Annotated in this window: 15 protein-coding genes; 10 read left to right on the top strand and 5 right to left on the bottom strand. The window is 70.3% G+C overall.

All coding sequences use genetic code 11. From position 1 onward, the window contains the following. Nucleotides 1-175: 175 nt before the first annotated feature. Nucleotides 176-832 carry a DUF2155 domain-containing protein gene (locus FV233_RS04315; protein WP_147855415.1) on the top strand — a complete coding sequence of 219 codons (657 nt, stop codon included), beginning with the start codon at nt 176-178 and terminating at the stop codon, nt 830-832. A gap of 3 nt (nt 833-835) precedes the next feature. Here the strand turns inward: FV233_RS04315 and aat are convergent, their stop codons facing one another. The 4 genes from aat to FV233_RS04295 all read right to left on the bottom strand — a co-directional run bounded on the left by aat (nt 836) and on the right by FV233_RS04295 (nt 4,779). Next, nucleotides 836-1,519 (bottom strand): leucyl/phenylalanyl-tRNA--protein transferase, encoded by a 684-nt coding sequence (aat, locus tag FV233_RS04310; protein ID WP_147896701.1) that lies wholly within the window; start codon nt 1,517-1,519, stop codon nt 836-838. 289 nt (nt 1,520-1,808) lie between these two features. Next, on the bottom strand, nt 1,809-3,161 hold the full coding sequence (gene accC / locus FV233_RS04305; RefSeq protein WP_147855417.1) for an acetyl-CoA carboxylase biotin carboxylase subunit: 1,353 nt from the start codon (nt 3,159-3,161) through the stop codon (nt 1,809-1,811). 196 nt (nt 3,162-3,357) lie between these two features. Continuing rightward, complete coding sequence (gene accB, locus FV233_RS04300) at nt 3,358-3,825, bottom strand: acetyl-CoA carboxylase biotin carboxyl carrier protein (RefSeq protein WP_147896700.1); 468 nt, start codon at nt 3,823-3,825, stop codon at nt 3,358-3,360. A 159-nt stretch (nt 3,826-3,984) separates the two neighbouring features. Then, nucleotides 3,985-4,779: a DsbA family protein gene (locus FV233_RS04295; RefSeq protein ID WP_147896699.1), complete on the bottom strand. Its 795-nt coding sequence runs from the start codon at nt 4,777-4,779 to the stop codon at nt 3,985-3,987. Between the two features lie 135 nt (nt 4,780-4,914). On the opposite strand from FV233_RS04295, the gene FV233_RS04290 reads away from it, so the two are divergent. Continuing rightward, nucleotides 4,915-5,574, top strand: coding sequence for a DUF1345 domain-containing protein (locus FV233_RS04290; protein WP_147857419.1), 660 nt, complete (start codon nt 4,915-4,917; stop codon nt 5,572-5,574). Between the two features lie 78 nt (nt 5,575-5,652). Further along, nucleotides 5,653-6,807 (top strand): aminotransferase class I/II-fold pyridoxal phosphate-dependent enzyme, encoded by a 1,155-nt coding sequence (locus FV233_RS04285; RefSeq protein ID WP_147896698.1) that lies wholly within the window; start codon nt 5,653-5,655, stop codon nt 6,805-6,807. Between the two features lie 4 nt (nt 6,808-6,811). Here the strand turns inward: FV233_RS04285 and gph are convergent, their stop codons facing one another. Further along, nucleotides 6,812-7,510, bottom strand: a complete 699-nt coding sequence (gene gph / locus FV233_RS04280; protein ID WP_147896697.1) for a phosphoglycolate phosphatase — start codon at nt 7,508-7,510, stop codon at nt 6,812-6,814. A gap of 128 nt (nt 7,511-7,638) precedes the next feature. On the opposite strand from gph, the gene FV233_RS04275 reads away from it, so the two are divergent. From FV233_RS04275 to FV233_RS04245, 7 genes are all read left to right on the top strand, one after another. After that, complete coding sequence (locus FV233_RS04275; RefSeq protein ID WP_147896696.1) at nt 7,639-8,103, top strand: hypothetical protein; 465 nt, start codon at nt 7,639-7,641, stop codon at nt 8,101-8,103. Between the two features lie 130 nt (nt 8,104-8,233). Then, nucleotides 8,234-8,947 carry a ribose-5-phosphate isomerase RpiA gene (gene rpiA, locus FV233_RS04270; RefSeq protein ID WP_147896695.1) on the top strand — a complete coding sequence of 238 codons (714 nt, stop codon included), beginning with the start codon at nt 8,234-8,236 and terminating at the stop codon, nt 8,945-8,947. 31 nt (nt 8,948-8,978) lie between these two features. After that, entirely contained in the window at nt 8,979-9,542 is a 564-nt protein-coding gene (locus tag FV233_RS04265) for a DUF2059 domain-containing protein (RefSeq protein ID WP_147854258.1), read from the top strand. 342 nt (nt 9,543-9,884) lie between these two features. Further along, the gene (locus FV233_RS04260; RefSeq protein WP_147896694.1) at nt 9,885-11,171 is read left to right on the top strand and encodes an O-antigen ligase family protein; all 1,287 of its coding nucleotides are present in this window, start codon (nt 9,885-9,887) and stop codon (nt 11,169-11,171) included. Continuing rightward, on the top strand, nt 11,168-12,550 hold the full coding sequence (gene gor, locus FV233_RS04255) for a glutathione-disulfide reductase (protein WP_147896693.1): 1,383 nt from the start codon (nt 11,168-11,170) through the stop codon (nt 12,548-12,550). The genes FV233_RS04260 and gor overlap by 4 nt, the downstream gene beginning before the upstream one ends. Nucleotides 12,551-12,604: 54 nt before the next feature. After that, nucleotides 12,605-12,925 (top strand): RNA polymerase sigma factor region1.1 domain-containing protein, encoded by a 321-nt coding sequence (locus tag FV233_RS04250; protein WP_147854254.1) that lies wholly within the window; start codon nt 12,605-12,607, stop codon nt 12,923-12,925. Nucleotides 12,926-13,373: 448 nt separating this feature from the next. Continuing rightward, nucleotides 13,374-14,081: 3-deoxy-7-phosphoheptulonate synthase (locus tag FV233_RS04245; RefSeq protein ID WP_147896692.1), on the top strand; the 708-nt coding region annotated here is incomplete at its 3' end.

The following is a 14,081-nucleotide window of genomic DNA, read 5'->3' as shown; positions in this document are numbered from 1 at the left end:
TCCAGTGTTCACCTCGGGGCTATCCGATCCGACCGCCGCGCCCGTGACGGCGTGACCGGCCTTCCTCTAGAGCCTCGTCCCGAATCCGGGCCGCTGCCCTGGGGTCCTTGTTCCGCATCGTCGTCTTCCGAGAGACGGTCCCACGTTTCGGGGCGATGCATTAGGGGTCCGAGCCTTGAGCCGCACCAAAGCCCTCGCACGCGCCGGACTGCTCCTCGGCCTGGCACTGGCCCTCGGGGCCGGCCCGGCCGCGGCCGACAAGATCAAGAACCCGACCGCGGTGTTCTCCGGCCTCGACAAGATCACCGGCCGCATCGTGTCCTTCGAGGTTGCGGTGGACGAGACCGTGCAGTTCGGGTCGCTGCAGATGACCCCGCGGGTCTGCTACACGCGGCCGCCGACCGAGAGCGCCAAGACCACGGCGTTCCTTGAGGTCGATGAGGTCACCCTCGACAACAAGTATCGCCGCATCTTCACCGGTTGGATGTTCGCGTCGAGCCCCGGCCTGCACGCCATCGAGCACCCGATCTACGACGTCTGGCTGGTCGACTGCAAAGGCGGCAGCGACGTGATCGCAGAGGCGAAGGAGCAGGAGGACGTGCCGGCGGTGGCCGCCAAGCCGGAACGGACGAAACGCGCCGGCCGGGATTCGACCAAGACCGCCCAGCAACTCAACGCCGCCGGCCAGGTCGATGTCGAGGCGCCGCGCGGGGTGCCGGTGCAGCCGCGACAGAAGCCCTCGCGAAAGTTCTTCCCGTCGAACGAAGGGCCAGCTCCAGCCCCGCCGCCCCCGCCGCAGCCGCAGAACCTGTTCGACGCGCTGTTCCGCTGAGGCTCAGTCGGCCGCGCCGACGCCCAGCGCGTCCAGCGCCCGCGCGCCCGGGACGGTCCCGTCGCAAGGCCAGACGTTCCAGTCGGCGACCGCGTCGAGGGCGACGGCGAGCCGCCGCTTATAGATGTGCCGCGGCAACTCCTCGGCGCCGAACTGCGTGAGGTGGTCGGTCACGAACTGGGTGTCGGCGAGACGGTAACCGCCAACGCGCAGGCGCGCCATCAGATGGACCAGGGCAACCTTCGAGGCGTCGCGCACCTCGTGGAACATGCTCTCGCCGAAGAAGGCCGCCCCCATCGAGACGCCGTAGAGGCCGCCCACCAAACGCCCGTCCGCACCGGCATACACTTCGACGGTGTGGACATGCCCGAGGTCGAACAGCGCGCCGTAGAGCTCGCGGATCCGCCCGTTGATCCAGGTCTTCTCACTGTCCCGGCGGGGTGCGGCGCAACCGCTGATCACCCCGTCGAAATCCGTGTCGCACCGGACCTCGAACTGGTCGGACCGCACCGTCCGGGCCAGGCGCCGGGACACCCGGAACCCGTCGAGGGGGAGAACGCCGCGCGCCCGCGGCTCCACCCAGTACAGGGTCGGGTCGGTCGCATCCTCCGCCATCGGAAAGATGCCCGCCGCGTAGGCCTTCAGCAGGATCTCGGGGGTGATGTCCACGCGGGTCGGATCGTGCATGGGACGAGTGTCGCGCGGCGCCGGTCCAAATGCCAGAGCCGGCGCCGGACCTGATCGCCGCAAGCGCAGTTTCAAAGTCGGATTGGAGACACGATCTCGGTCAGACGACAGCTCTCCGAAACACCCCCCTCATCCCGCGGTGCGAGCGCGGCGAGCCCTGAAGGAGCCCCCAAGGGATCGCGCAGCTGGCTGGAGCCCTCCTTCGACGCCTCCGCTTCGCTCCGTCGCCTCCGGAGGAGGGCGAGGGTGGGAAGAACCGGTCGAACTGGCTCGCGGTCTCCGGCCGGGCTCACACCTTCATGCCGCCATCTTCCAAAAAGTGCTCGAGCCAATGGATGTCGTAGAGGCCGTTCTGGACGTCCGGGTTGCGGACCAGGGTGCGGAACAGCGGCAGCGTGGTGTCGATGCCGTCGATCACGAACTCGTCCAGCGCCCGGCGCAGGCGCATCAGGCACTCGTTGCGGGTGCGCCCGTGCACGATCAGCTTGCCGATCAGCGAGTCGTAATGCGGCGGGATCCGGTAGCCTTGGAACGCCGCGGAATCGACCCGGACCCCGAGGCCGCCGGGGGTGTGATAATGGGTGATCTGGCCCGGGGACGGCCGGAAGGTCTCCGGGTGCTCGGCGTTGATCCGGCACTCGATGGCGTGACCCTCGACCTTGATGTCGGATTGCGACACCGAGAGCGGGCCGCCCGAGGCGACCTGGATCTGCTCGATCACCAAATCGATCCCGGTGATCATCTCGGTGACCGGATGCTCGACCTGGATGCGGGTGTTCATCTCGATGAAGTAGAACCGGCCGTCCTCGTACAGGAACTCGACCGTGCCGGCGCCGAGATAGCCCAGCTCCTTCATCGCGTTGGCGCAGATGCCGCCGATCTCGGCGCGCATCGACTCGTTGAGCGCGGGCGAACCGCCTTCCTCCCAGACCTTCTGGTGGCGGCGCTGCAGCGAGCAATCGCGCTCGGCCAGATGGACCGCGCCGCCCCGGCCGTCGCCCAGAACCTGCACCTCGATGTGCCGGGGCTTCTCCAGGTACTTTTCCAGGTAGACCGCGTCGTCGCCGAACGCCGCCTTGGCCTCGGAGCGGGCCATGCCGAGCGCCTGCTCCAGTTCGGCCTCCGAGCGGGCGACCTTCATGCCGCGCCCGCCGCCGCCGGCCGCCGCCTTGACCAGGACGGGGTAGCCGATCCCGGCCGCGATCCGCTTGGCCTCGTCGGCATCCTCGACGCCGCCCTCGGAACCCGGCACGCACGGGATGCCGAGCTTCACGGCGGTGCGCTTGGCCTCGATCTTGTCGCCCATGGTGCGGATGTGCTGCGCCTTGGGGCCGATGAAGCCGATCTGGTGGTGTGCCAGCACCTCGGCGAACCGGGCGTTCTCGGACAGGAAGCCGTAGCCCGGATGCACCGCGTCCGCCCCGGTGATCTCGCAAGCCGCGATGATCGACGGGATGTTGAGGTAGCTGTCCCGGGCGGCGGGCGGCCCGATGCAGACGCTCTCGTCGGCCAGCCGGACGTGCATGGCGTCCGCGTCGGCGGTGGAATGGACCGCCACGGTGGCGATCCCGAGTTCCTTCGCCGCCCGCAGGATGCGCAGGGCGATCTCGCCGCGGTTCGCGATCAGGATCTTGTCGAACATCGAACCCTTAGAGCGTCCAGGCGATCCGACGGGACCGCGCAGGATGATCTATCCTCTTGTTGCGCGCCGTTTTCCAGGCCTGACGTGACGGTCGACGTGGCGGAAGACGCCCGACATCGCCTGCACGGGACTCATCGCCGCCTGCTCGTAGCACGCGACCCGAACGGCGAAGCGAACGGGCCGCCCCGCGCGTCGATCAGGCGATGACCAGCAGGGCCTCGCCGAACTCGACCGGCTGGCCATCCTCGACGAAGATCGCCGTCACCGTGCCGGCGCGGGGCGCCACGATCTCGTTGAAAGTCTTCATCGCCTCGATGAGGAGCAGCTTGTCGCCGACCTCGACCTTCGAGCCGATATCGATGAACGCCTTGGCCTCAGGCGAAGGACGCAGGTAGGCGGTCCCGACCATCGGCGACGGCACCGAGCCGGGATGCGTCCGGGCCGGCTCGGCCGGGGCGAGGGCCCCCGTCGGCGGCGCCACGGGCGGCGCGGCGGCCGCGACAGGCGCGGGCGCCGCCACCTGGACGGTGACGGGCTCAAGCCGCCGCACGACGCGGATCCGCAGGTCACCCTTCTCGACCTCGATCTCGGACAGGCCGGTCTCGGTGACGAGGTTGGCGAGTTCGCGGACGAGCTCGGAATCGATGGGATCGTTCTTGGGCATCCGGCCTTCTTCGTATCGCGCCGCGGCGGTCGGTTCATCCGGCATGCGCGCTGGCACTCGATCACAGCCTCATGGCTGGCGGCTCTTAGACGAAGGCGGCCTGGCGCGACAAGGCCGCGCAGTCCGCCATCCGCCGGTGGGAAGCTCCGGCCTGACGCCTCAGCAGGAGGCGTGGCCGCACTGGCGGACATCCGCGATGGTCTTGCGGATGGGGTCGACCCCGACGGCGCCCGGAATCACCTCGTCGCCGATGATGAAGGCCGGCGTGCCCGACAGGCCCAGCCGGTCGCCCAGGCCGCGATTCTCGCTCAACGCGGCCTTCACCTCGGGGGAGGCCATGTCCTTCTGCAGCTTGACCGTGTCGGCGCCCAGATCCTTGGCGACCTGGATCGCCCGGGCGCCGTTCACCCGGCCCTTGGTCTCGAGCAGCTTCTGGTGGAATTCGAACAGCTTGTCGCCCTTGAGCTGCTGGCGCACCGCGACCGCGACCTGGCTCGCTTCGAGGGATTCCGGGCCGAGCACCGGGAAGTCCTTGATCACCACCCGCAGCTTCGGGTCCGTCTTGATCAGGGTCTGCACGTCGATCAGCGCCTTGCGGCAATAACCGCAATTGTAGTCGAAGAACTCGACGAGCGTGACGTCGCCGGTGGGATTGCCGGCAACGACGTCGTGCGGGCCGTTGATGAGCGCCTCGCGGGCCTCCTTGAGGGCCGCACTCTGGGCGAGGCGCTGCGTCTCCGCCTGCTGCTTCTCGGCCTCGGCCAGCGCCTCCTGCAGCACCTCCGGGTGCTTGATCAGGTAGTCCTTGACGATCGCCTCGATGCCGGCGCGCTGCGCGTCCGTGAACGAGGCGGATGCCGGAGCGGTGGATTGCGTGGCGTCCTGCGCCGAAGCCGGGACGGCGGCGAGGCCGAGCGCCAGGGCCAGCGCGGGCAGGGAGCGGTTGAAGAGCATGGATCCTCGCTTGCGCGGCAAGCCGGCCCGCGCGTGGCGCGAGCGGTAGAGGGTGGGTTAGGCGTTTTCGCGGCGCCGGGTCAAATCACGATCCCGGCCGGGAGATCCCGCCCGCTGCGCGTCATCCGGTTCGTCATGCCCAAGCTGTTCCGCGCCTTCTGGCTGCGCCCGCACCTGCTCTGCGCGATCCTGGTGGCGGTCGCCACCGCCCTGCTGGTGCCGGGCCTCGATCCGGGGATGCGGTTGCTCGTCGGCTGGTGCGCCGGCGTGATCGTCCATGCCGGCCTGGTCATACGGCGGGCCACCGGCCAGACCCATGACGCCATGCGGCGTGAGGCCGCCCGGCTCGACGACAGCGCCGGGGTGATCACCGTCTTCGCCCTGCTGGCGGCAGCCGCGAGCCTCGGCTCGGTGGCGGTGTTGGTGGTCGGCGGCCGCATCGCCGGACCCGGCGAGCGCTACGCCCTGGCGCTCGCCGGGACGAGCCTGCTCTGCACCTGGGTCTTCGTGCAGATGATCTTCACGGTCCACTACGCGCACGTCTATTACGGCACAGGGGACGAAGCCGGCGCCGAGCGCGGCGGGCTGGACTTCCACGGCGAGACCGAGCCGGACTTCTGGGATTTCCTGTACTTCACCGTGACCATCGGGGCTGCGGCTGCGACCTCCGACACCAATCTCACCAGCAAGAGGATGCGCCGGATCGCGACCGCGCAAACGGTCGGCGCCTACCTGTTCAACACCGGCATCCTGGCGCTGGTGGTCAACATGGCTGCGGGCTTCGCGCCGCACTGACACCGGTTGAGGGCAGGGCCGTCAGGGGGTAACCCCGAGCACCGCACCGCCTCCGCCCTCGCGCCCCGTCAGGAAAGCATGATCCCGATCTCCCGGCGGGCCGCCGCCGTCCAGCCGTTCCTCGCCATGGACGTCATGGCCGCGGCCGCCGCCAAGGCCCGGCGCGGCGACGACGTGGTGCGCATGGAGGTGGGCCAGCCCTCCGCGCCGGCGCCGCGGGCGGTGATCGCGGCGGCGCAGGCGGCGCTCGCCACCGGCCGCGTGCCCTACACCGAGGCGCTCGGCCTGCCGGCCCTGCGCGAGCGGATCGCCCGGGACTATGCCGAGCGCCACGGCGTCGCGGTGAGCCCGGAGCGGGTGGTGATCACCACCGGCTCGTCGGCCGGATTCGTACTCGCCTTCATGAGCCTGTTCGATGCCGGCTCCCGGGTGGCGGTACCGCAGCCCGGCTACCCGGCCTATCGCAGCATCCTAGCCGCCCTCGACCTCGTGCCGGCCCCGATGGTGCTGCGCGCCGAGGACCGGTTCGCCCCCACGGCCGCGCTCCTGCGCGAGACCCATGCCCGCGCGTCGCTGGCCGGCGCCCTAGTGATGAGCCCGGCCAACCCCTCCGGCACGGTGATCACGCAAGACGCGTTGCGCGACCTCTGCGCGGCCACTCGCGAGCTGGGCCTGCCGCTGATCTCCGACGAGATCTATCACGGCCTCAGCTACGGCGTGCCGACCGTCACCGCCCTGCAATTCGATTCCGACGCGGTGGTGATCAACTCGTTCTCGAAATACCACTGCATGACCGGCTGGCGGGTCGGCTGGATGGTGGTGCCGGAGGTCCTGGTCCGCCCGATCGAGCGGCTGGCGCAAAACCTCTACATCTCGGCGCCTTACCTCTCGCAGGTCGGCGCGCTCGCCGCGCTGGACGCCGCAGACGAACTCGACGCGGTGCGCGACGGCTACGCCCGCAACCGGGCGATCCTCCTCGACGCGCTGCCCGGCTTCGGCCTCGGGCGCGTGCACCCGGCCGACGGCGCCTTCTACCTCTACGCGGACGTGGCGAATCTCACGAACGAAGCCACCGGTTTCTGCCGGCGCATGCTCGACGAAGCCAACGTCGCGGCGACCCCAGGGCTCGATTTCGATCCGGATCTCGGCCACCACCACGTCCGGTTTTCGTTCGCCGGCTCCGAGGCGGAATGCCGGGAGGCGGTGGCGCGGTTAAGGACCTGGCTGCGCTGACCCCCTAGGCGGCCTCCACCGGCACCAGGGCGCGGACCGCCTCGGCCAGATCCGAAAAATGCTCGATCACCCGGTCGGGCCCGAGTTCGGTCACCGGCACGTCGGTGTAGCCGAAGGTCACCGCCACCACCGGGATGCCGGCGGCCTTGGCGGTGTCGATGTCGGTGCGCGAATCGCCGACCATTACGGCCCGGGCCGGGTCGCCCCCGGCGCGTTCGATCGTGCCGGTGAGGTGGCTCGGATCGGGCTTGTAGGCCGGGAAGGTGTCGCGCCCGCAGATCGCCGCGAAGCGGTGACCGATCCCGAGCAGGCGCAGCAGCTCCACCGACTGGCCCTCGAACTTGTTGGTGCAGACCGCCAGCCGGAACCCCGCCGCCTCCAGCGTGTCCAGCGCCTCCACCACGCCGGGATAAAGGTGCGACGTGTCGGCTAGGTGTTTTCCGTAATGGGCGATGAAGGCCTCGAACAGCCGCTCGTGGTCTTCCGCCGTGAGCGCGCGGCCCTCCGCTTCGAAGCCCCGCCGGATCAGCGCCTTGGCGCCGGCTCCGATCAGGCCGCGGGCCTGGGACAGGGGCAGCTCGGCCAGGCCTTCGCGCTTCATCAGCACGTTGAGCGTGCCGATCAGGTCACCCGCGGTCTCGGCCAGGGTCCCGTCCAGGTCGAACACGGCGATCGGCGGACGAGCGGTCGATTCGGGCGGCATCGGGTCGAACTCCAGCTGGGATACGGCCTCGCTAAAGCCGGCCGGCGTCGGCGGCAAGGCGACGCGGCGCCCCACACTCGCCCGAAAGCCCAGCGAAAGGCGGAGCGCGTCAGCTCCCGGATCCCGCGATGAAACCGTCCCTGCCCCTGCTTGCCACCTGCCTTGCACTCGCCAGCGTGCCGGCCGCCGCGACCTCGTTCGAATTCGTGCCCGCGCCGCAGACCGACCTGAACCGGATGTACCGAGTCGACAAGGTCACCGGCGAGGTGACCTCCTGCCAGTACGGGCTGCAGGAATCGGCCGGCGGCATCGGCCAAACCGTGTGCTTCGGCCCCGGGGAGGGCGCCGGCGCACAGGCGCCCTCGGAATACGGCTTGGTCGCCAGCCGCCACACCCGCGAGGCCGGCGTGTTCCGGGTCAATTACCGGACCGGCGAGATGAGCATCTGCTTCGTGCTGGTGAAGAAGGAGCAGGTGGTCTGCACCCAGCAGGCCAAGCCCGGCGCCGAGGGCGCATCGGACGCACCGCTGACCGGGCCCGCACCCGGCCGGGCCGGGGCCAGCGCCACGCCCGCACAGGGCGGCCGCTTTTGAAGCCAGCAGCTCCGCGGAGCCGTTCCGGTCCGCCCTGCGGCATGCTAGGGGCCGCGCGACCGACCCAGGAAGCCCGGCTGCTCCGCATGCGCGACATCTCGTTCCACCCCGCCGACCGGGCGCCCCCGCGGTGAGCGGACCGGACCTGCGCCGGGCGGCGGCGGCGCGCGCCCTCGACCTGGTCGAGCCCGGCATGCGGCTGGGCCTCGGCACCGGCTCGACCGCGGCGGCCTTCGTGGCCCTGCTCGGCGAACGCGTCCGCGACGGGCTCGACATCGTCGGCGTGCCGACCTCGGAGGCGACGCGGGTGCAGGCCGAGGGCCTCGGCATCCGCCTCGCGACGCTCGACGAGCAGCCCGAGCTCGACTTGACCATCGACGGCGCCGACGAGGTGGACGACCAGCTGCGCCTGATCAAGGGCGGCGGCGCCGCGCTGCTGCGGGAGAAGATCGTCGCCTGCGCCAGCCGCCGCATGGTGGTGATCGCCGACGCGGCCAAGCACGTCGCCCGGCTCGGCGCCTTCCCGCTGCCGATCGAGGTGAACCTGTTCGGCCTCACCGCCACGCACGGCGCGGTCGAGGCGGCTATCGCCCGGGTCGGCTGTACCGGCCCGGTGCGGCTACGCCGCGATCCGGCCGGCAAGCCGCTCCTCACCGATGGCGGCCATTACATCCTCGACGCCCATCTCGGCGCCATCCCGGATCCAGACGCCCTCGGGGCCGCCCTCTGGTCGGTGCCGGGCGTCGTCGAGCACGGCCTGTTCCTCGGCATCGCCGACGCCGCGATCCTGGCGGCGGACCGCGACGGCCAGGCCGAGGTCACCATTCTCGGCAGCTTGGTCTGAAGCGCCAAACCCTTTCGCAGGATCATTCAGCATGTCCCGACGCCTCAAAGCCGCGCTCGGCCTCGCGCTCGCCGCGGCCACGATTCTCCCGCATGCGGCTTCGGCCCAGGCGAACAAGCCGGCCCCGGCCAAGCCGGCGGCGCAGCCGAACACGCCGGCCGCCGCGACGCCGACCTACACGGCGAGCCACCTCGCCCTCGCCCGCGAGGTGATGCTCAGCTCCGGCATCGCCCGCTCGTTCGATTCGGTCCTGCCGGCCTTCGCAGACCAGATCCGGAAGCAGACGGTGACGCGGCCCGAACTCGCCAAGGATCTCGACGAGGTCCTGACCGCCCTCCAGCCCGAGATGGAGCTGCAGAAGCAGCGCATGATCGACATCGCCGCCCGCACCTACGCGGCGAAATTCCCGGAGCCCGAGCTGAAGGAGATCGCGACCTTCTTCCGCTCGCCGGCCGGCAAGCACTACGTCGAGGCCCAGCCGCAGCTCCTCGACGAGATGGTGCAGGAAATGCAGGACTGGACGCAGGAAGTGTCCGAGTACGTCATGGTCCGGGTGCGGGCCGAGATGGGCAAGCGCGGCCACCAGATGCAGTGAGAGGGGCGCGGGTGGTCGTGAGGTCGTTTTCGGCTCCGACTGCCCCACCCATGCCATCATCCCGAGTCGACGGAGCGAAGCGGAGCCCTCGTGGGAGCCCTCCAGGGATCCCGTAGCCGACTCGAGGGCTCCCACGAGGCTCGCTGAGCTGACACCTCGAATCACGTAAGCCGGGACGCGCCCCCTCTCCTGTGCGGGAAGAGGTCGGGATGAGGGATCGGGGTTTTCCGGAGAGGGCGCATCCCTCACCCGGTCCCTCTCCCGTACGGGAGAGGGGACCAGCGTCACGACCGGAGATGTGTGATCGTCTCCGCCGCAGGATGGGGATGCTTTGGACATCCGATGCCGTTGAATCCCAGGCCGGCGATCACGCTCGGTCAGACACGTTCCGCGCGGACGACCGACCGCCTCTACGCGGCGGGGGCGGCCCTGCTCGCCGTCCTGCCGCTGGCGATGGTGCTCGCCAACCGGTCGAGCCCGGCCGTCCTCGGCCTCGCAGCGTTAGCTTTCTTCGCCGGGCGCTGGGTCGAAGATCCTCGCGCGCTGCGAGCCTGCCTCCTCATCCCTCTCAGCAAGCCGCTCGGCGTCGCGGCGCTCGCCTTCCTGGGATGGTGCCTCGTCTCCTTCGCCTGGGCGCCGTTCCCGGGCTCGTCGCTGAAGGTGCTCGGCGAATTCTTGCCGACCCTGGCCGCCGCCTACCTGATCATCTGCCTCGCCCCCGGGCGGATCCCGGCCTTCGCGCCCCGCCTCGGTGCGGCCGCGATTGTGCTGGCAGGCCTCGTCATCGCGGTCGACCTCGCTTCGGACCTCGCCCTCGAACGGGCGCTCGGACGCCGGGTCGCCGCCTTCGTGCACAATCGCCCGGCGCTGACGCTGGACCTCCTTGCCGGCCCCGTCGCTCTGGTGCTGTGGCGCGCCCGCTCCCGGAGCCTCGCCGTGGCCGGCCTCGTCTTCGCGGCTTTCGGCGTGCTGCGCTCGATCAGCGGCGCCGCTCAGCTGGGACTTCTCGCCGGGGCCGGGCTGTTCGGCCTGGCCCGGCTGCTGCCGATGCGGGTCGGGATCGCGCTTGCCGGCCTCGGGCTCGGCCTTGCCGTCGCACTCGCCCCCGTGGAGGGCGACCTGCTCGCCCGGGTCATGCCGGAGGCCGCGCATGAGCGCCTGGTGCAATCCTCCTCCCGGGCCCGAGTCGCCATCGCCCGCAGCTTCGGCGCGGCCGTGGCGGCCGATCCGTGGCGCGGGGCGGGATTCGGCACCAGCGCGCGCTTCGCAGAGGCTCCCGTGGCCGGGGCGGTCGCGCCCGAGATGCGGGTCCTCCTCGGAGTCGGCCACCCGCATAACAGCTTCCTGCAGGTCTGGGCCGAACTGGGATTGCCCGGTGCGCTCCTGGCCGCGCTAGTCCTGATGCTGATGCTCGGCCGCATCGCCGGGATGCGGCAGCCCGACCGCGCCGCGGCACTGGGTCTCGTCGCCTGCGCGGCTGCCATCGCGTTCGTCGAGCACAATGGCTGGGCGGCGTGGTGGACGGCCGGGCTCGGCGCTGCCATCACGTGGATGCGCGAAGCCACTTGGATGCGTGAGGCGGCGACGTCCCGCACGGATACGAGACGCGAGATGGACGGCCCCGCATGAGCGCTTTCGACGTCGACCTCTTCGTCATCGGCGCCGGCTCCGGGGGCGTCCGGGCCGCCCGGATCGCGGCCGGCTACGGCGCCAAGGTCATGCTGGCCGAGGAGTACCGGGTTGGCGGCACCTGCGTGATCCGCGGCTGCGTGCCCAAGAAGCTGATAGTCTACGCCGGCCGCTTCGCCGACGAGTTCGAGGATGCCGCGGGCTTCGGCTGGACGGTCGAGCGCCCGCGCTTCGACTGGAGCGTCCTCAAGCGGCGCCGCGACGCAGAGGTGACCCGGCTCGAAGGGATCTACGACACCAACCTGCTGCGCGCCGGCGTCGAGATCGTGCCCGAGCGCGCGGTGATCGAGGACCCGCACACGATCCGCCTGATCGGTTCGGACAGGACGGTGCGGGCCGAGAGGATCCTGGTCGCGGTCGGCGCCCATCCGGTGAAGGAGCCGGCGGTGCCGGGGATCGAGCTGGCAATCACCTCGAATGAGGTGTTCGAGCTGGAAGACTTGCCCGAGCGCATCCTCGTGATCGGCGGCGGCTACATCGCGGTGGAGTTCGCCGGCGTCTTCGCAGCGCTCGGCAGCCGAACGACCCTGCTCCACCGGGGCGACCGGCTGCTGCGCGGCTTCGACGACGAGGTCCGCGACGCCCTCGCCGAGGCCTATCGCCAGCGCATGGACCTGCGGCTCGGCCGTACGCTGATCCGGATCGACCGGCGCGATGCCGGCCTGTGCGCGCAGCTCGACGACGGCACCGAGATCCTGGTCGATCAGGTGCTGGTGGCCACCGGCCGGCGCCCGAACGTCGCCGGGCTCGGCCTGGAGAAGGTCGGGATCGAGACCGACGCCGCCGGCGCGATCCCGGTGGATGCCTATTCACAGACTGCAATCCCGTCGATCTACGCGGTGGGCGACGTCACCAACCGCGCCAACCTGACCCCCGTGGCGATCCGGGAGGGCCATGCCTTCGCTGACACGGTCTACGGCGGCAAGCCGTCCTGCGTCGATCACCGGCTGATCCCGACCGCGGTGTTCTCGACCCCCGAGATCGGCATCGTCGGCCATACCGAGGCCGCCGCCCGGGAGATCTACGGCAAGATCGACGTCTACAAGGCGCGCTTCCGGCCCATGAAGGCGACGCTCTCGGGCCGCGAGGAGCGGATCCTCATGAAGGTGCTGGTCGATTGCGCCAGCGACCGGGTGGTGGGCGTCCACATCTTCGGCCACGATGCCGGCGAGGTGATCCAGGCCATCGGCATCGCCGTCACCATGGGCGCCACCAAGGCCGATTTCGACCGCACCATCGCGGTCCATCCCACCGCCGCCGAGGAGCTCGTCACCATGCGGGTGCCGGAGGTGACCAAGCATCCGGTCGGCGTCGGGTAAGTTCCCCGCGTCGCGGGGTCTCGACGCGGTGCGCGGCCGAGCCATATCAGGGTCATGGGCAAGCAGGACGCAGGCAAGGGCAATCGCGAGGACGACGCGCACGCGCGCCGTCAGGCGATCATCGACGGCCTCCTGGCCGACGCCCTTCGGCCGGCCTTCAGCTATCGGGTACCGAGCCACGACGCGCTGCCCGCCGATATCCGCCGGGCGATCGACCGGCTGCTCGCCAAGGCCGAGACTCAGCGCAGCCGCTGCCTGACCTACGACGACCTCGAGGAGGCGCTTCCGCCGCGGGACGTCTCCGCGGAGGATCTGGAGGCGATCTTCTGGATCCTGGCCGAGCACGGGATCGAGGTCGAGGACGGCGAAGCCTGATCGAGCGCGGGCCGTAGGCAGTCGCCTTGATGCATCCGCGAACGTGGCGGTTGCCTTTTCGACACTCATTGACGCCGCAGGCTAAACCACCCCGTCATTCCGTGGCGCCGCAGGCGAGCCCGGAATCTCGAACCGCCGACGGCGCAAGATCTTGCTCCACCTCTGTTTCTCGCTCCCGGGCTCTGCTGTGCGGCCCCGGGATGACGGAGCGAAATCTTTGGGCTCGGAGAAACCCCAATCCCGTCGGGGCTCGGATTTTCTGATTGGATCGCGGGACGCCCGAACCACCCGCTGCAAGCGCATCACCCGATCGCCCGCGCCCCAACTCTGCTTCAGGCTCCTGCCAGCCCTCAGGAATCCGCCCCTCGCATGCGTTCGGGAACCCCTCTATAAGCCGCGCTTCGCGCGTCATGCGCGATCGCACGAAGGACGTGCGCGGAGAGAGGTCATGGCCGAGCGTTGGACACCGAAGAACTGGCGGAACCTGCCGATCCAGCAGGTCCCCGCCTATCCGGATTCGGCGGCGCTGCAGGCGGTCGAGACCCAGATCGCGAGCTTTCCCCCGCTGGTTTTCGCCGGTGAGGCGCGCAAGCTAAAGACGGCGCTCGGGCGCGTCGCGGCGGGCGAGGCCTTCCTTCTCCAGGGCGGCGACTGCGCCGAGAGCTTCGACGAGCATTCGGCCGACAACATCCGCGACTTCTTCCGGGTGTTCCTGCAGATGGCGATGGTGCTGACCTTCGCGGGCGGCTCGCCCGTGGTGAAGGTCGGGCGCATCGCCGGGCAGTTCGCCAAGCCGCGCTCCTCGCCCACCGAGACCCTCGATGGCGTGAGCCTGCCGAGCTACCGGGGCGACATCGTCAACGGCATCGGCTTCACGGAGGAGGCCCGCACGCCGGATCCGCGCCGTCAGGTCGAGGCCTACCGGCAATCGGCCGCGACCCTGAACCTGCTGCGCGCCTTCGCCACCGGCGGCTACGCCAACCTGGAGAACGCGCATCGCTGGATGCTGGGCTTCGTGAAGGATTCGCCGCAATCCTCGCGCTACCAGGATGTCGCCGGTCGCATGACCGACGCGCTCGATTTCATGCGGGCGATCGGCATCAATCCGGAGACCCATCCGGAGGTGCGGACCACCGACTTCTACACCAGCCACGAG

The sequence above is a fragment of the Methylobacterium sp. WL7 genome (assembly GCF_008040085.1).
Classification (GTDB): Bacteria; Pseudomonadota; Alphaproteobacteria; order Rhizobiales; family Beijerinckiaceae; genus Methylobacterium; species Methylobacterium mesophilicum.
The sequence above is the reverse complement of the archived record's forward strand: the minus strand, read 5'-3'. Positions and strand labels throughout refer to the sequence as shown.